At 71.8% G+C, this 20,646-nt stretch carries 19 protein-coding genes and 2 tRNA genes; 4 read left to right on the top strand and 17 right to left on the bottom strand.

The window, feature by feature from the left end:
* Positions 1–11: 11 nt before the first annotated feature.
* From FFA01_RS07560 to FFA01_RS07630, 15 genes are all read right to left on the bottom strand, one after another.
* Positions 12–1,043, bottom strand: a complete 1,032-nt coding sequence (locus FFA01_RS07560) for a Gfo/Idh/MocA family protein (RefSeq protein ID WP_146854600.1) — start codon at positions 1,041–1,043, stop codon at positions 12–14.
* Positions 1,040–1,633, bottom strand: a complete 594-nt coding sequence (locus FFA01_RS07565) for an isochorismatase family protein (protein WP_146854602.1) — start codon at positions 1,631–1,633, stop codon at positions 1,040–1,042. The genes FFA01_RS07560 and FFA01_RS07565 overlap by 4 nt, the downstream gene beginning before the upstream one ends.
* Before the next feature lie 48 nt (positions 1,634–1,681).
* The gene (gene dacB, locus FFA01_RS07570; RefSeq protein ID WP_146854604.1) at positions 1,682–3,163 is read right to left on the bottom strand and encodes a D-alanyl-D-alanine carboxypeptidase/D-alanyl-D-alanine endopeptidase; all 1,482 of its coding nucleotides are present in this window, start codon (positions 3,161–3,163) and stop codon (positions 1,682–1,684) included.
* Positions 3,164–3,197: 34 nt separating this feature from the next.
* Positions 3,198–4,178 (bottom strand): Gfo/Idh/MocA family protein, encoded by a 981-nt coding sequence (locus tag FFA01_RS07575; RefSeq protein WP_146854606.1) that lies wholly within the window; start codon positions 4,176–4,178, stop codon positions 3,198–3,200.
* Positions 4,179–4,323: 145 nt separating this feature from the next.
* Positions 4,324–4,689 carry a hypothetical protein gene (locus tag FFA01_RS07580; protein WP_146854608.1) on the bottom strand — a complete coding sequence of 122 codons (366 nt, stop codon included), beginning with the start codon at positions 4,687–4,689 and terminating at the stop codon, positions 4,324–4,326.
* 157 nt (positions 4,690–4,846) lie between these two features.
* Positions 4,847–4,922 (bottom strand) — tRNA-Thr (locus FFA01_RS07585).
* Between the two features lie 61 nt (positions 4,923–4,983).
* Complete coding sequence (locus tag FFA01_RS16115; RefSeq protein ID WP_208720863.1) at positions 4,984–5,664, bottom strand: TetR/AcrR family transcriptional regulator; 681 nt, start codon at positions 5,662–5,664, stop codon at positions 4,984–4,986.
* A gap of 14 nt (positions 5,665–5,678) precedes the next feature.
* Positions 5,679–6,827, bottom strand: a complete 1,149-nt coding sequence (locus FFA01_RS07595) for a DNA polymerase III subunit delta' (protein ID WP_146854646.1) — start codon at positions 6,825–6,827, stop codon at positions 5,679–5,681.
* A gap of 14 nt (positions 6,828–6,841) precedes the next feature.
* Positions 6,842–7,462 (bottom strand): dTMP kinase, encoded by a 621-nt coding sequence (tmk, locus tag FFA01_RS07600; RefSeq protein ID WP_146854610.1) that lies wholly within the window; start codon positions 7,460–7,462, stop codon positions 6,842–6,844.
* Positions 7,462–10,377, bottom strand: a complete 2,916-nt coding sequence (gene topA, locus FFA01_RS07605) for a type I DNA topoisomerase (protein ID WP_146854612.1) — start codon at positions 10,375–10,377, stop codon at positions 7,462–7,464. The genes tmk and topA overlap by 1 nt, the downstream gene beginning before the upstream one ends.
* A gap of 142 nt (positions 10,378–10,519) precedes the next feature.
* Positions 10,520–10,915 (bottom strand): Rv3654c family TadE-like protein, encoded by a 396-nt coding sequence (locus FFA01_RS07610; protein WP_244289744.1) that lies wholly within the window; start codon positions 10,913–10,915, stop codon positions 10,520–10,522.
* Positions 10,912–11,331: a TadE family type IV pilus minor pilin gene (locus FFA01_RS07615; protein ID WP_208720865.1), complete on the bottom strand. Its 420-nt coding sequence runs from the start codon at positions 11,329–11,331 to the stop codon at positions 10,912–10,914. The genes FFA01_RS07610 and FFA01_RS07615 overlap by 4 nt, the downstream gene beginning before the upstream one ends.
* A 10-nt stretch (positions 11,332–11,341) precedes the next feature.
* A complete protein-coding gene (locus FFA01_RS07620) occupies positions 11,342–11,584 on the bottom strand; it encodes a DUF4244 domain-containing protein (RefSeq protein ID WP_146854614.1) in 243 nt (80 codons plus the stop codon).
* 104 nt (positions 11,585–11,688) lie between these two features.
* Positions 11,689–12,732, bottom strand: a complete 1,044-nt coding sequence (locus FFA01_RS07625; RefSeq protein WP_146854615.1) for a type II secretion system F family protein — start codon at positions 12,730–12,732, stop codon at positions 11,689–11,691.
* Complete coding sequence (locus FFA01_RS07630; RefSeq protein ID WP_244289745.1) at positions 12,719–13,822, bottom strand: TadA family conjugal transfer-associated ATPase; 1,104 nt, start codon at positions 13,820–13,822, stop codon at positions 12,719–12,721. Before FFA01_RS07630 ends, FFA01_RS07625 begins: the two co-directional genes overlap by 14 nt.
* Before the next feature lie 376 nt (positions 13,823–14,198).
* Between FFA01_RS07630 and acs the strand changes: the two genes are divergently transcribed.
* Positions 14,199–16,151, top strand: a complete 1,953-nt coding sequence (gene acs, locus FFA01_RS07635) for an acetate--CoA ligase (RefSeq protein ID WP_146854617.1) — start codon at positions 14,199–14,201, stop codon at positions 16,149–16,151.
* Between the two features lie 19 nt (positions 16,152–16,170).
* On the opposite strand, the gene FFA01_RS07640 is transcribed toward acs, so the two are convergent.
* Entirely contained in the window at positions 16,171–16,650 is a 480-nt protein-coding gene (locus tag FFA01_RS07640; protein ID WP_146854618.1) for a RidA family protein, read from the bottom strand.
* The gene (gene sp36, locus FFA01_RS15895; RefSeq protein ID WP_167627312.1) at positions 16,650–16,808 is read right to left on the bottom strand and encodes a Sp36 family protein; all 159 of its coding nucleotides are present in this window, start codon (positions 16,806–16,808) and stop codon (positions 16,650–16,652) included. Before sp36 ends, FFA01_RS07640 begins: the two co-directional genes overlap by 1 nt.
* Before the next feature lie 50 nt (positions 16,809–16,858).
* Here sp36 and FFA01_RS07645 point away from each other — a divergent pair, with 50 nt between their 5' ends.
* The 3 genes from FFA01_RS07645 (at position 16,859) to FFA01_RS07655 (ending at position 20,535) form a co-directional block, all read left to right on the top strand.
* The gene (locus FFA01_RS07645; protein ID WP_146854620.1) at positions 16,859–19,429 is read left to right on the top strand and encodes a transglycosylase domain-containing protein; all 2,571 of its coding nucleotides are present in this window, start codon (positions 16,859–16,861) and stop codon (positions 19,427–19,429) included.
* 5 nt (positions 19,430–19,434) lie between these two features.
* Entirely contained in the window at positions 19,435–20,376 is a 942-nt protein-coding gene (locus FFA01_RS07650) for a metallophosphoesterase (RefSeq protein ID WP_371859187.1), read from the top strand.
* An 85-nt stretch (positions 20,377–20,461) separates the two neighbouring features.
* Positions 20,462–20,535: transfer RNA gene (locus tag FFA01_RS07655), tRNA-Pro, on the top strand.
* Positions 20,536–20,646 lie beyond the last annotated feature (111 nt).

A 20,646-nucleotide genomic window follows, 5' to 3' on the forward strand; every position in this document is an offset into this window, starting at 1 on the left:
GGAGGCCGCGGTCAGCGGACCGAGCGCCGGGCCCGCTCGATGACCTCGAGCGCCGCCACCGCGTCTCGCGGGTCGACGGGCAGCTCGCCCTCGCCGCGCAGGGCCGCCGCGAGACGCTCGTAGAAGACCGGGTAGCGACCGCGGTCGGTCGGTTCGACCCGCGCCTCGTCGCCGATGCCGAGGCGACCGTGCCGTGCGGGGTCGACGAGCCCGTAGCCCTCGTCCGTCGGGGGCATGCCGCCGGCCAGCTGGGCCTCCTGCGGGTCGAGACCGGAGACGACGTACGCCCCCGTCGAACCGAGGACCCGGAGGCGCGGCCCGGGCTGGGCGGCCACGTGGCTCATCCAGAGACGCGACCGCACGCCGTTCTCGTGCCGCAGCGAGAGCAGCACGTCGTCGTCGGCCGCAGAACCCCGTCGGCGGGTGGCGATCTCCGCCTGCACGTCGTCGACCGGACCGAAGAGCCGGAGCGCCTGGTCGACGAGGTGGGGGCCGAGGTCGAACAGGATGCCGCCGCCGTCGGCGACCGTCGCGGAGGACTTCCAGCCGGCGCGGTTCGCGGTCTTCCAGGGTTCGAAGCGCGACTCGAAGGTGTGCACGTCGCCCAGGGCGCCGTCGGCGATCACCCGCGCGGCGGTCAGGAAGTCGCCGTCCCACCGGCGGTTCTGGTAGACGGTGAGAGGGCGCCCGGTCGAGGCGGCGAGCTCGATGAGCTCGCGCGCCACCGCGGCGGTCGGCGCGAGGGGCTTGTCGACGACGACCGCGGATCCGGCACGGAGCGCGTCGGCCGCGACCTCGGCGTGGGTGGCGTTCGGGGTCGCGACGACGACGAGGTCGAGCCCCATGCCGGCGAGGTCGGCGTTCGACGCCACGACCTCGGCCCCGGGGTGCCGGCGCGCGGCGTCGGCCGCGCGGTCGGCGTCGCGGGTGACGACGGCGGCGACCTCGTACGACGGATCGGCCGCGAGCAGAGCGCCGTGGAAGACCCGACCGGCGAGTCCGTACCCGACGATCCCGACCCGGATCGGCGCGGGCGCGGTCATTCGGCGCCCACGAGATCAGCGGTGGTCACCAGGGTGGCGCCCGCGGCGGTCATCTCGGCGAGCGCGGCCTCGCTGGGCCCCGGGGCCACCCCGGCCACCAGGTCGGTGACGACGCGGACCTCGAAGCCGGCGGCCCGGGCGTCGAGCACGGAGGCGCGGACGCAGTGGTCGGTCGCGAGGCCGACCACGTCGAGCTGCTCGACGCCGTGCCGGCGCAGCACGTCGGCCGCGGTGCCGCCGTCGTCGGTCACCCCCTGGAACGCCGAGTACGAGGGCGAGCCGGTGCCCTTCGTCAGGTGGACGTCGATCAGCGACGTGTCGACGGCCGGGTGGTACTCGGCGCCGGCCGTGCCGCGGACGCAGTGGACGGGCCACGAGTCGACGAGGTCGGGCGTCGCCGAGAAGTGGCCGCCGTTGTCGGTCTCGCCCTCGTGCCAGTCGCGGCTGGCGAGGACGACCTCGTAGGCGTCGGAGGCGCGGCGGAGGTACGCGGTGACCGCCTCGGCGACGCGGGCGCCGCCGGTGACGGGCAGCGCGCCTCCTTCGGTGAAGTCGTTCTGAACGTCGATGACGACGAGTGCTCTGGCCATGCCGTCATTCTCTCGTGCCCCCGCCGACATCGCACGTCGACCGGGGCGTCAGGCTCCGGAGAGGTCGGACCCGCAGCGGTAGACGGCGGTCGTGAGGGTGTCGAGCGCGACCCGGGCGTCGTCGCGGACGTCGCCGATGGCGTAGAAGGCGAAGGCCAGCCGGGTGCCGTCGGCCGCGTCGACGCTGCCCGCCAGCGTGTAGGCGGTGTCGATCCACCCGGTCTTGGCGTGCACCGCGCCGCGGGCCACCGCGTTCGACCCGGTGAAGCGCGAGGCGAGCGTGCCCGTCCGCCCCGAGATCGGCAGGGCGTCGAAGACCACGCCGAGCCCGTCGGACCGGTCGGCGACCCGGATCATCAGCCGCGCGACGACGGTCGCCGGCACGGCGTCGTTCTCGCTGAGGCCGGACCCGTCGATGATCGTGATGGCCGAGGTGTCCAGGCCGTAGGCGTTCGCGAGGACCGTCCGGTAGAGCTGCGTCAGCGAGGCCGACGACCCGTCGGCGCCGGACTCGCGCGACGACACCCGGGCGAGCATCTCGGCGAGCGTGTTGTCGGACGTGGGCAGCAGCTGCGAGACGAGCGTCGAGACCGGCTGCGAGCGGACCTCGCCGAGCACGGTGGCGCTGCTCGAGGCGCCCTGGGACAGGGTCGCGGTGTCGGCGCCCACGACGCCGGCGGCGACCAGGGCGGCGCGGAACGCCTCGCCGGCACGCGCCACCGGGTCGGTGCTGCGGGGGCTGGTCTGCGCGGCGGGATCGGCCCGGTCGCCGTCGACCATGAGGGCCGTCACCTCGGAGTGGTAGCCGATGGTCTGCTCGGTGCGCTTCCACGACGGATCCCACTTGTCGGCCTGGCTCCAGTAGCCGGCGTCGAGCGTGATGGTCGAGACGCGGCCGTCGCCGAGACGCGACTTGACCTGCGCGGCCAGGTCGCTGAGCTTGGGCGCCCCCGCGTAGACGCTGCTGCCGCCGGTCGCGCTGAGCGTGGCGTCGCCGCCGCCCACCAGCGCGATCGAGCCGCTGCCCGGATCGCCGGTCACCCGGGTGGTCAGCCGGTGGTCGGGGCCGAGCACGGAGAGCGCCACGGCGCTGGTCAGCGTCTTGAGCACGCTGCCCGTGCGAGCCGGCGTCGAGCCGTCGCGTTCGAAGAGGACCTCTCCGGTCGCGGCGTCCACGACGGACCCCTCGAACTGCGCCAGACGGGGGTCGCTCGCGGCGGCGGCCACCGAGCAGGTGCGCAGCGGCGTGGCCGCGGGCACCTCGCTCGGCACCGATCGGGTGGGCGGTGCCGCGGTCGTCGGCGGCGGGGTCACGGTGACGACGGGGGCCGGGTCATCGGAGGCCGCATCCGTCGCCGCGGACGACGCGCTCGGAGCCGAGGAGGCGGCGGTCACGTCGTGCGGAGCCGTCGCGGCCCCGGCGGCCACCGCTCCCCCAGCGAGCAGCGCGAACGCCGTCGCCGCCGCGGTCACCCGTGTCGCCCGGGGGTGCCGGGCCACGAGGCCTGCCAGAGTCGATCGCACGTTCATCGGGAGACAGTGTACGAAACCGACGCCGCGCCTCCTACTCTCCGGGGTAGCGGACGCCCATCTGCCGGCGCATCTCGTCCATGGTGCGCATGACGTCGACGATCTCGGCCGTCGGCAGCAGGGGGCTCTCGGACTCCCCCGCGGAGACCACCCGGTCGAGCTCGATCGCCTGGTGGTGCATGCCGCGCAGCGACCCCTCGTCGGCGTCGTAGCGCTCGATCACGGCGTCGTCGGAGTCGTAGACGGTGAAGCCGACCGGGTTGTACCAGGTGGCGTCGACCTCGATCCGACCGGCCGTGCCGTGCACGACCGCGATGTTGCGCCCCGTCGAGTCGAGGGCGGAGTACAGCTGCGCCGTGGCGCCGTTCGCGTAACCGAGAGTCACCGCATGGCGGGCGTCGACGCCCTGGTCGCTGAGCACGCCCACGGTCGCGATGTCGGTCGGGGCGCCCAGCAGGTCGTGGGCGAACGAGACCGGGTAGACGCCGAGGTCGAGCAGCGCGCCGCCGCCGAGGGCGGGGTCGTTGAGCCGGTGACGGGGGTCGGTCGGCAGGGACTGGAGGTGCAGGGCCGTCAGGAGGCGCACCTCGCCGATCGCACCGGACCTCACCACCGAGCGCAGTCGCGCGCTCTGCGGCAGATAGCGCGTCCACATCGCCTCGAGCACGACCACACCGGCCGCCGCGGCCGCGTCGACCACGGACTGCGCCTCGGTCGCATTGATCGTGAAGGCCTTCTCGACGAGCACGTGCTTGCCGGCGGCGATCGCCAGCAGCGCCTGCTCGGCATGGAAGACGTGGGGCGTCGCCACGTAGACGGCGTCGACCGTCGGGTCGGACACGAGGTCGTCGTAGCCGCCGTGGGCGTGGGCGATGCCGAAGCGCTCGGCGAACTCGCGCGACTTGGCGGCGTCACGGGAGCCGACGGCCGACACCGGCAGGCCGGCCCCGAGCAGGTCGGAGGTGAAGGTCGCGGCGATGCCGCCGGCACCGAGTATTCCCCATCGAATCGTCATGACACCTGTCTACCAGTCCCCGAGGACCCGCCACCTGGCGGGGTCGTCGATCGGCGGGATCCGCGGGTGCAGGCGCCCCGCGGGCCTCTCACGAGGAAAGCCGGCCCCCGTCGGTGACGAGGCGCCACCTGCCCCGTGAGACTGCTCAGATCCGCGGCCGACCGGAGGCCGCATGCCCATGCGCCTGGTCGTTGATGGCCGCGGCGAGCCTCGCGGCCTGCCCGTACCTCTTTGCGGGGAACGATCGACGGATCGTGAAGTCGGCATGCTCGACGACGAGCCAGCACACCCCGGAGGGGTGTCCCAGGGCGCGCAGGCGCGGCAGAGCAGCCGGCACGAGCACCGCTGCGGCACCCGAGACCGACTCCCGACGGACGTAGTACTCGAAGCGCCATGCGAGGAGACCGCCACTGAGACTGACGTCGCCGAACCTGACGGGTCTCGCGGTGCCGGCGAGGTCCTTGGACGTGCGTTCGTGCATCCAGCGCCGGGCTGCGGTCAGAGTCGTCACGTCCGCAGCATGCGCCGCCGACAGGTATTTTGCAAGCTCTGCAACAATTTCGAGACATGCGGAGCTGCACGGCCGTCGCGGGGCGGACGCGCCATGATGGGCCCCGGGCGTCCCGGTGACGAGAAGAGCTCCGGCCTGTAGCGGACCGGGGCTCTCGTGGAGCCGCTTTGGGGAATCGAACCCCAGACCTTCTCATTACGAGTGAGACGCTCTACCGACTGAGCTAAAGCGGCGGATCCCGGTCGAGACCGGGAACCCGTGCCTCTCGGCACGATTAGATACTGTACCGGATTCTCAGAGTTCTCGTGACACGAGGCGCTGCAGGTCGGCGAAGCTGTCTTCCATCCGGGCACGGAGGCTGAAGCGGTAATCCTCGAGGTGACCGGCGTCGTCGTCCTCGATCCACTCGGCCCAGGCGTGTCGGAGAGCCGCGATCACGACGAGCGCGACGAGATGGGCGCGGCTCGCGACGAAGGCCTCGCCGTCCGCCCCGTCGGCTCCGCTCGTCTCCGTGGAGAGTCGGGGATCGGTGGCGAACCGTCGCTCGACGATGGCGGACAGGCGCTCTTCGAAGACCCTCACCGAGGCCATCCGCCGGGCGAAGAGCTCGGGGTACGCCTTCAGCACGGCCCGACGCCGCTGCACCAGTTCGCGGTCGGCCGTCGCGGCCACGGTGGCGTGGTCGAGCAGCTCGATCAGGCCGTCGAGCAGCGAACCGTCGTGATCGGCGACGAAGCGCTCGAGCTGCTCGCTGTTGATCAGCTCGGGCGGGTCGCCGACGACGGCCTCCTCTTTGGAGGTGAAGTAGTTGAAGAAGGTGCGCGGGGAGACGTCGGCACGGCGGCTGATCATGTCGACGGTGACGCCGTCGAGGCCGGTCTCGTTGATCAGGTCGAGGACCGAGACCTGGATGGCTCGGCGGGTGGCCAGACGCTTGCGCTCGCGCAGGCCGGGGGCGGCTATCGGGTCGCTCATCCGGCCATCTTGCCTCACCTGACCGCGTGTCTGCTGACGGCCACCAGCATCGCCTCGAGCGCCAGCGCGGGCGAGACGTTCGACTCGATGCGCCGCCTGGCCACCGCGATCGCGTCCATGACGGCCAGGGTGCTGGCCGGCGAGGAGGCGCGCGTCGCCTCGTCGAGTCGGGCCCGCATGCTCTGGTTGATCGGCTCGTCGTCGACTCCCAGGTGCAGCAGCAGCACGTCGCGATAGAGCGACAGCAGGTCGACCATGATCCGGTCGATCCCGTCGCGGAGGCTGCGCGTCGCCCGCCGCTTCTGGTCGTCGTCGAGTGCTCGGAGCTGACTCCGCAGCGCGGGTGGGACGGTGCCGCCCGGCTCGATGCCGAGCGACCGGAGGGCCGACGCCCGCTCGTCGGCGTCGCGCTCCTCGGTGATCGCCTTTGCGTCGTCGCCCGCGACCGCGAGCAGGGTGGCCGCCGACAGGACGGCGTCGGAGACGGATCGGATCGAGAGGGCGGTCTCGAGCGTGCGCCGTCGACGGTCGCGCGCCTCGGGGTTCGTCGCGAGCCGGTGCGCCATGCCGATGTGGCTCTGCGCCTCGCGGGCGGCGACCAGGGCCGTCTCGGCGTCGACGCCGTCGCGCCGTTCGAGCAGCGCGGCGACGTCGGCCACCGACGGCACGCGGAGCCGGACCCCGCGGACCCGTGACCGGATCGTCGGGATGAGGTCGGCCTCGCTGGGAGCGCAGAGGATCCACACCGTGCGCGGCGGCGGCTCCTCCAGGGCCTTGAGCAGGAGGTTCGACGTGCGCTCGGTCATCCGGTCGGCGTCCTCGATCACGACGACCCGGTAGCGCCCCACCGACGGGGAGAACTGCGACGCCGCGACGAGGGTGCGCACCTCGTCGATGGTGATGATGATCCGTTCGGTGCTGAGGACCGCGAGGTCGGGATGCGACCGCGCGCCCACCTGACGGATCGTCGCCTGCGCGTCGTCGTCGCCTCGGGCGAGCAGCGCCGCGGCGAACGCGTAGGCGAGGTTCGATCGGCCCGACCCGGGCGGTCCCGTGATCAGCCACGAGTGGGTCATGGCGGAGTTGCCCGGATCGGTCGACGCGGCCGAGCGCAGGGTCTCGATGGCGTCCGCCTGACCGGTGAGGCCGTCCCAGAACGACATGGCGGCCACGGTCGTCACGCGAGGAGTCCGGCGACCCGCTCGCGCACGAGCGTGGCGATGTCGGCCTCGGGGAGGGACGCGTCGACGACGAGGAAGCGCTCCGGCTCGGCCTCGGCGAGGGACAGGTACGCGGCGCGCACGCGCGCGTGGAACTCCGCCTTCTCGGCCTCGAGCCGGTCGTACGTCGTCCGCGACGCGTCGAGACGGCGGCGACCCTCGGTCTCGTCGAGGTCGAGCAGGATCGTCAGGTCGGGCATGAGGCCGTCGGCGGCCCAGAGGGAGAGATCCCGGACCTCGTCGCCGCCGAGCACCCGACCGGCGCCCTGGTAGGCGACGGAGGAGTCGATGTAGCGGTCCTGGATGACCACGTCGCCGCGCTCGAGCGCGGGGCGGATCAGCGTCTCGACGTGGTGCGCCCGGTCCGCGGCGTACAGCAGGGCCTCGGCCCGCGGGGCGATGTGCCCGCGCCGATGCAGCACGATCTCCCGGAGCTCGAGACCGAGGTCCGTGCCGCCCGGTTCGCGGGTCCGGACGATCGACCGGCCGCTCTCGGTCAGCCAGGCCTCGAGCCGACCGGCCTGCGTCGTCTTGCCCGAGCCGTCGCCGCCCTCGAGCGTGATGAAGAGCCCTTCCACTACTCGGGCTTCTTCGCCGCGGGCTTCTTGGCAGCCGGCTTCGCGGCGGTCGCCTTCGCAGCCGTCGTCTTCGCAGCCGTCGTCTTCGCGGCGGCCGGTTTCTTGGTCGCCGGCTTCTTCGCGGCCGGCTTCTTCGCGGCGGGCTTCTTGGCCGCCGCCGCCCGCGGCTTCGCCGGCCCCTTGGCCCGCTTGTCCGCGATCAGCTGCACGGCGCGGTCGAAGTCGACCTCCTCCACCGTCTCGCCGCGGGGGATGGTCGCGTTCGTCTCGCCGTCGGTGACGTACGGACCGAAACGGCCATCCTTAACCTTGATCGGCTTGCCGCTGACCGGATCGGCCTCGAACTCCTTGAGGGCGCTGCTCGCACGACGAGCGCCGTACTTCGGCTGGGCGTAGAGCTCGATCGCTCCGGCCAGGTCGATGTCGAAGATCTGGTCCTCGCTGGTGAGCGACCGGGTGTCGGCGCCCTTCTTCAGGTACGGGCCGTAGCGACCGTTCTGAGCCTGGATCTCCTCGCCGCTCTCGGGGTCGAGACCCACGACGCGAGGCAGGTCGAGCAGCTTCAGCGCGGTCTCGAGGTCGACCGTGTCGACGTGCATGCTCTTGAAGAGCGACGCTGTGCGCTCCTTCGGGGCCGCCTTCTTGGCCGGAGCCTTCTTCGCCTTCGCCGTGGGCGCGTCGGCCGACACGGGCTCGACGACGGCGCCCGTCGCACTCGGCGCCGACGCGGCGGGAGCCGTCTCGACGACCTCGCCGGTGGCCGGGTCGGCCTGCACCTCCTCCGGGACACGCTCGGTCACGTACGGGCCGAAGCGACCGTCCTTCGCGACGACCTCCTTGCCCGACTCGGGGTTGACCCCGAGCACGCGGTCGCCGACGACCGGGGCGTCGATGAGCTCGCGAGCCTTCTCGGCGGTGAGCTCGTCGGGGGCGAGGTCCTCGGGCACGTTGACCCGACGCGGGGTCTCGGGGTCGCTGCCCGGCGCCTCGAGGTACGGCCCGTAACGACCGATCCGCAGCGTCACTCCGTCGGCCAGCACGATCGAGTTGATGTCGCGGGCGTCGATGTCGCCGAGGTTGTCGATGACCTTGCGGAGACCCCGGTGGTCGTCGTTGCCGAAGTAGAAGCCGTTCAGCCAGTCGACCCGGTCGGCCTCGCCGCCCGCGATGAGGTCGAGGTCGTCCTCCATGCTGGCCGTGAAGTCGTACTGGACGAGGTCGCCGAAGTACTCCTCGAGGAGGCGCACCACCGAGAACGCGATCCAGTTCGGCACCAGCGCGGTGCCCCGGGGCGTCACGTAGCCGCGATCGACGATCGTCGACATGATCGCCGCGTAGGTGGACGGACGTCCGATGCCGAGCTCTTCGAGCGTCTTGACCAGGCTTGCCTCGGTGTAGCGGGGAGGAGCGCTCGTGTCGTGCCCCTTGGCCTCGACGCCGGCGAGCGTGAGGGCCTGCCCCTTGGTCAGCGGAGGCAGCTTGGCCTCGGAGGGCTCGGCGGTGCCGTGCCGGTCTTCGTCGCGCCCCTCCTCGTAGGCGTTCAGGAACCCGCGGAACGTGATGACCGTCCCCGAGGCGGTGAACTCGGCCAGGGTTCCGGCCTCGCTCCGCGTGGGGATGCCGTCGACCGCGCCGGCCGTGGTCGCCGCCACGACCACCGAGGCCGTCGACCCCTTGGCGTCGGCCATCTGCGACGCGACCGTGCGCTTCCAGATGAGGTCGTAGAGCTTCCAGTCGTTGCCGCGCAGGGTGCTCGACATCTCGGAGGGGGTGCGGAAGGTGTCGCCCGAGGGGCGGATCGCCTCGTGGGCCTCCTGTGCGTTCTTGCTCTTGCCCGTGTAGACGCGGGGCTTGGCCGGGACCGTCTCGGCGCCGTAGAGCTTCGAGGCCTGGCTGCGGGCGGCGTCGATCGCCTGCTGCGAGAGCGACGGCGAGTCGGTTCGCATGTAGGTGATGTGCCCGTTCTCGTAGAGCGACTGCGCGACGCTCATGGTCTGGCGCGCCGAGAAGCGGAGCTTGCGGGCCGCCTCCTGCTGCAGCGTCGACGTGGTGAAGGGCGCCGCCGGGCGACGGGTGTAGGGCTTCGACTCGACCGAGGTGACCTCGATCGCGACGCCGTCGGCCTCGAGCGCACGGGACAGGGCGAGCGCCGTCGTCTCGTCGAGCGAGACCGAGTCGCTCTTCAGCTGACCGCGGTCGTCGAAGTCGCGACCGCTGGCCACGCGCGAGCCGTTGACGCGGACGAGTCGGGACGAGAACGGAAGCGACTCGGTGGACGGCTCGAAGGTCGCGGTGAGGTCCCAGTAGGACGCCGACACGAACGCGAGACGTTCACGCTCGCGGTCGACGACGAGGCGCGTGGCCGCCGACTGGACCCGACCGGCGGACAGGCCGGGGCCGACCTTGCGCCACAGCACGGGCGACACCTCGAATCCGTAGAGGCGGTCGAGGATGCGGCGCGTCTCCTGGGCGTCGACGAGGGCGGTGTCGAGCTCGCGGGTGTTCTCCTGCGCCTTCTGGATGGCGTCCTTCGTGATCTCGTGGAAGACCATCCGCTTGACGGGGACCTTCGGCTTGAGCTCCTGGAGGAGGTGCCACGCGATGGCCTCGCCCTCGCGGTCCTCATCAGTGGCGAGGTAGAGCTCGTCGGCGGACTTGAGGGCGCGCTTCAGGTCGGTGACCGTCTTCTTCTTGGCGTCCGACACGACGTAGTAGGGCTCGAAGCCGTTCTCGACGTCGACGGAGAACTTGCCCAGCGAGCCCTTCTTCAGCTCGGCGGGGAGGTTCTTCGGCTCGATGAGGTCGCGGATGTGGCCCACGGATGCGAGGACCTCGTATCCGCTGCCGAGGTACTGGGCGATCGTCTTAGCCTTCGCGGGCGACTCGACGATGACCAGTTTCTTCGTGCCTGGCACGGGACTCCTTGGATTGTGGAACGAGATCGTCCGGTCACGGACGATCGGGAGGGTGGCCGGCGGGGACGACGCCCCTCCGGCCGAGGGCGACAGTGGTGGCTGCCGACAGGCACACCATACACACACCGCTCTCGCGACTCGCTCACGGTGACCCCGCCGGAGGGGACGACCCCGGGGGCGGAGGACCGGCCGTCGCCGACGCGCTCACCGGCACGAGGCCGACGGACGACGAGACCCTCACCGTCACCACCGCCCCGTCGACCGAGCACCCGTCGAGCCTCGCGCCGTTGGCCGTGGCGAGGCGGCCCGCCGCCTCGCAGGAGGTCCCGGCGACGAGGCCCGCGACGACGTCGGCCGCGGCGAGCGCAGCCGCGTCGGCGGCACCGGCGACCCGGCTCCGTTCGACGAGGATCCGCGACGCGCCGAGCGCCGCACCGGCCCCGAGCGCGACCGCCACGAGCACCGCGACGACCATGATCGACGCGCTTCCGGCGTCGTCCGACGTCCGGACGATGGGCCGTCGGCCGGCGCGGGTCACCCGCCGGCCTGCGGGGCGCAGCTGCGGCCGGTCAGCGCGACCGGCCCGACGAGGGGGCCGAGCGAGACGGCCCGGGTCAGGTGGACGCAGGTCAGCTCGCCGTCGACGGTCGTCGCGATCACCGCGCCGGGTGCCAGCGCGGCCAGTGTGCCGGGGACCGACGCGGCGTCGCCCCGGGCGGTCTGCCGGGCGGCGACCGCGGCGGCGTCCGCGAGCCGGACGGCCTGGACCCCTGCCCCCACGCCGATGAGAGCCGCGCCGACGACGGCCACGACCGCCGGGACGACCACGGCGAACTCGGCGACGACGCTGCCGTCGTCACCGCGCAGCGCGCGGAGAAGAGGAGTGGGGCCGCGCAGCGGTGAGCGACGAGCGGTGCGGCGAGCGGTGCGAGGAGGCACGGGCGAGCAGGTCATGCGCGTCTCGTCAGCCGACGGTGAGGGCGGAGCGGACGAGGTCGGACAGCGTGCCGCGCACCTCGTCCGATCGCATGATCACGACGAGGAGACCCGCGAACCCGACCGCGGCCATGATGACGATGGCGTACTCGGCCGTCGCGGCGCCGTCGTCGGCGACGAGGATGCGTCGGGCGGCCCGCAGCCGGGCGTGCCGGGTTCGCGGCGATCCGCTCGGTCGAGCGCTCGGACGGAAGGCGTCGTGCGGGGTCATGGTGTTCCTTACTCTTAGAGGGGGCCACGCGTCGTGGCGTGTCTCGAGTCTCGAAGACGCGACCGGGTCGTCGCGGTCGTCCGCCTCGCCGCTGGGGACCGTCGTCACCAGGAGGCCGTTGTGGAGGACACGAGCGACACCACCAGCGGCACCACGGCCACGACGAGGAACGCCGGCAGGACGCAGAGGCCGAGGGGCAGCATGAGCGTCGAGCCGAGCCGCGCGGCGGCCGACTGCGCCTCGGCGGCTGCGTCGAGCCGTCTCTCGCGTGCCGTGGCGCGGAGCAGCTCGACGGCCGGCGCGCCGGCCCGCCGCGAGAGGTCGAGCACGGAGACGCAGTCGTCGACACCCGACTCCCTCGCCTCGGCCCCGATGCGCCCGTCGGCGTCCCCGTCGTCCGCGCCGAACCGCTCGAGCGAGGTGCGGACGGACTCGAGGCCGTCGTCCCACGAGGCTCCGCCCGACAGCGCGACCGCCAGGAGCTCGAGCCGCAGACCGGGCACCGGTCCGCTGGGCGTCGCCCCCGCGACGAGTCGACGGTTCCACACCCTGGCCGCGGCGACGAGTCCGACTCCGATGCCCAGACAGCACCAGCCGACCGGCGAGCCGAGGAGCACGCCCGCGGTGTCGAAGCCCATGCCGAGCGAGAAGAGCAGCCCCACCGGCGGCAGCGCCAGGACGATGCGGCCCGTCGAGCGCGGCCCGCTCAGGGCGACCTCGACATCCCGGCGGGCGGCCTCGGCGGCTCGGAGTCCCACGACGAACGTCCGCAGGCAGTCGGCGAGCGGCGCCCCGCTGCGCTCGGCCACGGCCCAGGCGCACGCCACCTGACGCCAGTCGCCGTCGTGTCTCGCCCCCTCCCGATGACCGTCGAAGGGGTTCCGATCGAGGACGTCCCGGAGCGCCTCGGAGACCGGCGTGCCGGTCGCCGCCTCCGTCGCCACGGCCCGGGTCAGCTCGCGGACCGGTCCCGCGGGCTCGGAGTCCGACACGTGCCTCCACGACGACGCCGGGGCGACCCCGGCCGACAGCAGGACGGCGATCCGCTCCACGACGGTGGCGGCGGCCGTGACCGGTGCCCGTGCGAGACGGACACCGGCTCCGGGCCGCGGCGCCCCGGCCGGGGACGCGGCCTCAGTCGAGACCATGGGCCGGCCCGGGCGCGGTGGTCAGCGCACCGTCCGCGTCGAGGGTCAGATGTCCGATCTGCGCCAGCCGGCGACCGACCGGCGTCCGCTCGAGGTGGAACACGGCGTCGATGGCGCTGACCGCCTGACGTGCCAGGGCGGTCGGGGTCAACCCGGCGATCGCCCCGAGCGCCTCGAGCCGGGCGGGCACGTCGGCGAGGCCGTTGGCGTGCAGCGTGCCCGCTCCCCCGTCGTGCCCGGTGTTCAGGGCCGAGAGGAGATCGCGCACCTCGACGCCGCGGCACTCCCCCACGACCAGCCGATCGGGCCGCATCCGCAACGCCTCGCGCAGCAGACGCGCGAGATCGACTCCGCCGACGCCCTCGAGGTTCGGCTGCCGGGTCTCGAGGGACACGACGTGCGGGTGGTCGATGCGGAGCTCGGCGACGTCTTCGACGGTGACGATCCGGTCCCCCGGGTCGGCCGCGGCCAGGAGACCCGCCAGGAAGGTGGTCTTCCCCGCGCCGCCTGCTCCCGTGATGAGGAGGTTCGCGCGCCGGGCGACGCACCGACGCACGGCGTGCTCGTCGACGTCCTCGAAGAACCCCTGCGCGGCCAGCGCGTCGAGCGACAGCGGACGGTCCCGCGGCAGCCGGATGGAGAGCAGGGTGCCACCGGTCGAGACGGGAGGCAGGACGACGTGCACGCGGATACCGGCGTCGAGACGCACGTCGACGCACGGGCTGGCCTCGTCGACGTGCCGTCCACCCGCGGCGACGAGACGGACCGCGAGGGCCCGCGTCGCCTCGTCGGAGAGGTGGACTCGGCCGTCCGGCCGCGCCCCGTGTCCGCGATCGACCCAGGTCCCGCCCCCGGCGTTGACGAAGACGTCGGTCACCCCCGGGTCGTCGACGATCTCGCGCAGCGGCCCGAACAGCGCACCACGCGAGCGGCGCCCGCTCGGTCGTACCCCGAAATCCGATCTTGTACCCCGAGGGGATCCGCCGGGCATCGGCATGGCCGGGACGAACCGGGCGGTCGCCGCCGGACGGGTGAGCGACGGGTGATCGTCGATGGGCGGCGGTGCGGACGAGAGCGATGAGGCGGTCATCCCCGAACGCTACGAACGAGCCCGTTCGGGCAGACCGATCGGTTTCCGGAACTGGGGAGGAAGCTGGTCTCGCACAGCATGGGGAGGGATCACCCGACTCACCCCTCGCGGGTGATCAGCGGGTTAAACAAGAGGGGCGGCGCCGGTTGGGGGGAACCGGCGCCGCCACCGCAACGCGCGATTGGGGGGAATCAGCGCGTTGCGTGTCGGAACGAATCCGACTGCGTCCACTGTACCCCACGAACGCACCATCGCGCCACGTGCGCCCGCACGATCGACGGCGTGTCCTTCGACGTCGTACGACCCGGCCTCCGGAGTAGTCTCGGCATCGACGCGGCTCGCCCCGCGCCTCCCGCAATGACGCGAAAGGACCGACATGGTCGACGGAACCCCGACCCTTCCGAGCGAGGCGCGCACCTTCGCCCCGGACCCCGCCTTCGTCGAGCAGGCGGTCGCCGGCGCCGGTCTCGCGGAGAGCGCCTCCCGTGATCGGATGGCGTTCTGGGCCGCCCAGGCGGACGAGCTCGTCACCTGGGCCCGCCGCCCCACCGAGACGCTCGACTGGTCGAACCCGCCCTTCGCCCGCTGGTTCGCCGACGGCACGCTCAACGTCGCGTACAACTGCCTCGACCGGCACGTCGAGGCGGGCCACGGCGACCGGGTCGCCCTGCTCTGGGAGGGCGAGCCCGGCGACAGCCGAGCCATCACGTACGCCGAGCTGACCGCCGACGTCAAACGGGCGGCGAACCTCCTGTCGTCGCTCGGCGTCGGCCCGGGCGACCGGGTCGTCATCTACCTGCCGCAGATCCCGGAGGCGGTGGTCGCCATGCTCGCGGTCGTCCGGCTGGGTGCGGTGCACTCGGTCGTGTTCGGCGGGTTCAGCGCCGAGAGCCTGCGCGCCCGCATCGACGACGCCGAGGCGACGCTGGTCATCACCGCCGACGGGGGCTGGCGCAAGGGCTCCGTGTCGCCGCTGAAGCCGGCCGTCGACGCGGCGCTGGCCGTCGGCGGCGAGTCGAGCGTCGAGAACGTGCTCGTGGTCCGCCGTGGCGAGAACCCGGTCGACTGGGTCGACGGCCGCGACCTCTGGTGGCACGAGGCCCTCGAGGGGGTCGACGACGAGCACGTCGCCGAGGCCTTCGAGGCGGAGCACCCGCTGTTCATCCTCTACACGAGCGGGACCACCGGCAAGCCGAAGGGGATCCTGCACACGTCGGGCGGCTACCTGACGCAGGTCGCGTACACCCACCGCAACGTCTTCGACCTGCACCCCGAGACCGACGTCTACTGGTGCACGGCCGACGTCGGCTGGATCACCGGCCACAGCTACGTCGTCTACGGCCCGCTCGCCAACGGCGCGACGCAGGTGCTCTACGAGGGCACCCCCGACTCGCCGGCTCCCGGCCGCTGGTGGGACCTCATCGAGAAGTACGGCGTCACCATCTTCTACACGGCGCCCACGGCCATCCGGGGGTTCATGAAGGCGGGCAGGGAGATCCCGCAGGCGCGCGATCTGAGCTCGCTGCGCCTCCTCGGCTCCGTCGGCGAGCCGATCAACCCGGAGGCCTGGCTCTGGTACCGCGAGGTGATCGGCTCGGGGCGGACGCCCATCGTCGACACCTGGTGGCAGACCGAGACCGGCGCGATGATGATCTCCCCTCTGCCCGGCGTCACGACGACGAAGCCCGGCGCCGCTCAGTCGCCCCTGCCCGGCGTGCTCGTCGACGTGGTCGACGACCACGGCTCACCCGTCGCGGACGGCGAGAGCGGCCTGCTGGTCGTGTCCGAGCCGTGGCCGTCGATGCTCCGCGGCATCTGGGGCGACCCCGACCGGTACGTCGAGACCTACTGGAGCCGCTTCGGCGACCGCTACTTCGCCGGCGACGGGGCCCGACGCGACGACGACGGCGACATCTGGCTGCTCGGCCGGGTCGACGACGTGATGAACGTCTCGGGCCACCGGCTCTCGACCGCCGAGATCGAGTCCGCGCTCGTGTCGAACCCGCTGGTCGCGGAGTCGGCCGTCGTCGGAGCCGCCGACGAGACCACCGGGCAGGCGGTCGTGGCCTTCGTGGTGCTCCGCAACAAGAAGAGGAAGAGCGTGACGCCCGAGGAGGCGGTGGTCCGGCTGAGAGCGCACGTCGCCGACCGCATCGGCGCCATCGCGCGTCCCCGCACGATCGTGCTGGTCGACGAGCTGCCCAAGACGCGCTCGGGCAAGATCATGCGGCGCCTGCTGCGCGACGTCGCGGAGGGACGCGAGGTCGGAGACACCACGACCCTCGCGGACTCGGCGGTGATGAGCGTCATCACCGCCGAGATGCGCTGAGGGCGGGCGCAGTCGTCCGTCAGACCGCGGGGCGGACCTCGAGGACGATCTCGACCTCGACGGGCGAGTCGAGGGGCAGGACGGCGACGCCGACCGCGCTGCGGGCGTGGACGCCCGCGTCGCCGAAGACGTCTCCGAGCAGCTCGGAAGCGCCGTTGATGACGCCGGGCTGGCCCGAGAAGGCCGGGTCGGACGCGACGAAGCCGGTCACCTTGACCACCCGCACGACGTCGTCGAGCGAGTCGAGCACCGAGGAGGCGGCCGCGAGGGCGTTCAGCGCGCAGGTGGCGGCCATCTCCTTCGCGGCGGCGGGGTCGACGAGGTCGGAGGCGTCACCGACCTTGCCCGTGGCCGGCAGCCGGCCGTCGACGAAGGGCAGCTGTCCGGCCGTGTAGACGTACGAGCCGGTCCGCACGGCGGGGACGTACGCCCCCGCCGGCGTCGCCACGGCCGGCAGCGCGAGCCCCAGCTCGGCGAGCCGGTCGGCGATCCGGGCCATCAGTCGGCCTGCTTCTGACGCTTGAACCAGGCGACCGGGCCGCCCTCCGGCCCCTGCGTCACCTGCACGAGCTCCCAGCCGTCACTCCCCCAGTTGTTCAGGATCGCGGTGCTGTTGTGCACCATGAGCGGCGTGGTCATGTACTCCCAAAGGACCATTTGTGGTTCCGTTCAGCTTCGATTTCCGGGTTGTCACTTACCCTGATCTTATGTCTGCCCAAAAATCGAAGCCGACGTCCGTCGTCGGCGCGCTCTTCGGCTTCGTCGGCTTCAGCGTCCTCGCCGGTCTGCTCGTCACCATCGGGGTCACTCCCGCCATCGCCGTCGCGGGGATGACCGCGTCCAGTTCCATCGGCGTGTTCGAGTCGATCCCCGAGTACATCGAGATCGGCAAGCTGCAGCAGCGCAACGTGCTGTACGGCAAGCACAACGGCGAGGACGTCCCGTTCGCGACGCTCTACGCCCAGAACCGCGTCGCCCTCAAGTGGGACGAGGTCTCGCCCAACCTCAAGAACGCGGTCGTCGCGGGTGAGGACCGCCGCTTCTACGAGCACGGCGGTGTCGACCTCACGTCGCTCGTCCGAGCGGGCGTCGGCTCGCTCGCCGGCGGGCTCGGAGAGAGCGGCGGCGGCTCGACGCTCACCATGCAGCTCGTCCGCAACATCCGTCTCGCCGAGGCGCAGGAGCTGACCGGCGACGCTCAGACCGCGGCCGTCAAGGACGCCAAAGAGGTCACCGTCGAGCGCAAGCTCCAGGAGATGAAGTTCGCGATCGGCCTCGAGAAGAAGTACAGCAAGGACGACATCCTCCTCGCCTACCTGAACATCGCCTACTTCGGCGATCAGGCCTACGGCGTGCAGGCCGCCGCGCAGCACTACTACAACAAGGAGGCGTCGAACCTCACCGCCGTCGAGGCCGCGAGCCTCATCGCGATGGTGCAGTACCCCGAGAAGCGCAACCTCGCGACCCCCGACAACTACCAGGCCAACGTCGACCGCCGGAACGTCATCCTCGCGAGCATGCTCAAGGAGGGCTACATCGATCAGAAGGCCTACGACGCCTCGATCGACGACGCTCCCGAGACGTACGTCAAGCTGACGCAGCCGACGCAGGGCTGCGCCGCCGTCACCTACCCGGGCGCCCAGCAGTTCTGCGACTACGTCAAGAAGAGCATCAAGGACCTCCCCTCGCTCGGCAAGAGCGAGGAGGCGCGCCTCGCCAACTGGAAGACCGGCGGCTACAAGGTCTACACGACCATCAACCTCGATCTCACGGCCAACGCCCGCGCCCAGATCGACCGCTACGCTCCTCCGACCGAGACCGCTCTGCTCCTCGGCAGCGCCGTCAACTCGGTCGAGGCCGGCACCGGCCGCGTGATCGTCATGGCGCAGAACCGGAACCTGAACGAGGACCCGGAGGTCACCGACCCCAACGTCACGGCGCTGAACTACAGCACCGACCGGGACTACGGCGGATCCTCCGGCTTCCAGACCGGTTCGACGTACAAGCCGTTCACCCTGATCAACTGGCTCCAGAACGGGCACGGGCTGAGCGAGGTCGTCAACGGCACTCCTCGGGCCTTCACGCCGATGACCGTCGATGGTCAGCAGTACAGCACCGTCGACGGCGAGTTCCCGCGCGGATACGCCCCGAAGAACGACGACGGAGGCAACCCCGGGTACGTGAGCGCGCAGCGGGCCACGGCGCTGTCCATCAACACGGCCTACACCGCCATGGCCCAGAAGCTCGACCTGGCTGACATCCGAGAGGTGGCGAGCTCGCTCGGTGTGCATCGCGCCGACGGGCAGGAGCTGCTCGACAACACGTCGTCCTTCCTCGGTACGAACGAGATCGCGCCGCTGACCATGGCCGCCGCCTACGCGGGCATCGCCGCGGGCGGCAAGTACTGCAAGCCGATCATCGTCGACCAGATCGTCGACTTCGACGGGAAGGAGATCGGCGGCCAGCCGCAGGAGTGCAACCAGGCCCTCGACCCCGCCATCGCGGCGGCGACCATCCAGGGCATGTCGCAGCTCTGGGCGAACGGCGGCACCGGCGTCGGCGCCCTGCCCGCCGACGGCATCCCCGAGATCGGCAAGACCGGTACCACGACCGAGAAGGACCAGATCTGGCTCATCGGCTCGACGAGCAAGCTCGCCACCGCGGTCTGGATGGGCAACGTCAAGGGCAAGGTGAGCCTCCGCACCGCGTACTCGCCCGCCACCGGAACCACGTACGCCAACGCTCGTGCCCAGTTCTTCCGCGATGTGCAGACGGTCAACAACACCGTCTACGGAGGCTCGGCGTTCCCGACGGCCGACCCGTCGGTCGTCCGGGGCAACTCGGCCCAGGCCGTCCCCGACCTCAGCGGCAAGACGGCCGAGGAGGCCGCGAGCACGCTCCGCGGACTCGGCCTCAGCTATGTGGACGGCGGCCAGCAGGAGTCGACCGCACCGATCGGCACCGTCTCGGCCACCTCGCCCGCCACCGGCACCCAGGTGTCGCAGGGCACGGCAGTGACCGTCTACACGAGCGTGGGGACCAACGCGGCCACCGTGCCCGACGTCGTCGGCACCTCGTACCGTGACGCCGTCGGCGCCATCGGCGCCGCCGGCTTCAGCAAGATCGTCCTGGCCGGATACACGGTGGGCAACGCCGACAACCAGTGCGAGGTCTCGCTGATGGAGCCGGGCGGAGGGGCGTCCGTCGACAAGGGCAGCCAGGTCGCGATCCAGCTCTACGGCAACGCCGAGGGCCGCGACCCCGGCAACTGCACGTGAGTCCTCTGAGCGCCGGAAGGGCGACGGCCGCGACCGCGATGGTGGGCGCGGCCGTCGGCCTCGGCACCTTCGCCTGGGGATCGCTCGTCGAACGCAACCGCTTCACGGTGCGCCACGAGGTGCTGCCGATCCTCGAGCCCGGGTCGCGCAGCCTCACGATCCTGCACCTGAGCGACCTGCACCTCGCCCCGTGGCAGAGCGAGAAGCAGGAATGGGTGCGCGGACTCTCCGTCTACGAACCCGACCTGATCGTCAACACCGGCGACAACGTGGGCCACGTCGACGCCCACGCCGCGCTCGAGTACACCCTCGAGCCGTTCCGCGACGTCGCCGGCGTCTTCGTCCACGGGTCGAACGACTACTACGGCCCGACCCCCAAGAACCCGCTCGCCTACTTCGGCGGGCCCAGCAAGGCGCACCGCACCCCCACCGCGCTCGACATCGGCCGCATGGAGTCGTTCTTCACCGGACTCGGCTGGCTCGACCTCAACAACACGGCGCGCGCGATCGAGGTCCGCGGCTCCCGCCTCGAGTTCTTCGGCGTCAACGACGCCCACCGCGGCTGGGACCGCCTCGACCGCCTCCCCGGGGCCCTCGACGACATGCGCGAGAACGTCGGCTGGCAGGACGACCGCGGCGGGCCCGAACCCATCGGCATCGCCCTCACCCACGCGCCCTACCAGCGGGTGCTCAACTCGTTCGTCACCAACGGCGCCGACGTCATCTTCGGCGGCCACACGCACGGCGGACAGGTGCGCGTGCCGGGCTACGGGGCGCTCGTCACCAACTGCGACATCCCCCGCAGCAAGGTCAGCGGACTCAGCACCTGGAGCCATGCCCGCCGCACCGCGCACCTCGAGATCTCCGCCGGCCTCGGCACCTCGATCTACGCCCCCGTGCGCTTCGACTGCCGACCCGAAGCCGTCGTCGTCACCCTCACCGCCTGACCCCACGCGGACGGTCACGGAGACCCCGAATCGTTTGCTAACATGATCAGGTTGCTCCGGTCGAAGAACATCTCGGTCGAGACAACGGGGTGTGGCGCAGCTTGGTAGCGCGCCTCGTTCGGGACGAGGAGGTCGTGGGTTCGAATCCCGCTACCCCGACACGAAAATTGGCTCCACCTTTGGGTGGGGCCAATTTTGTGTTGTGCTTATTGGTTCGCCCTTCGGGCGACACGCCAAAATGGCTCCACCCTTGGGTGGGGCCATTTTCGA

Origin of the sequence: Frigoribacterium faeni (assembly GCF_007988805.1) — a bacterium.
GTDB lineage: Bacteria > Actinomycetota > Actinomycetes > Actinomycetales > Microbacteriaceae > Frigoribacterium > Frigoribacterium faeni.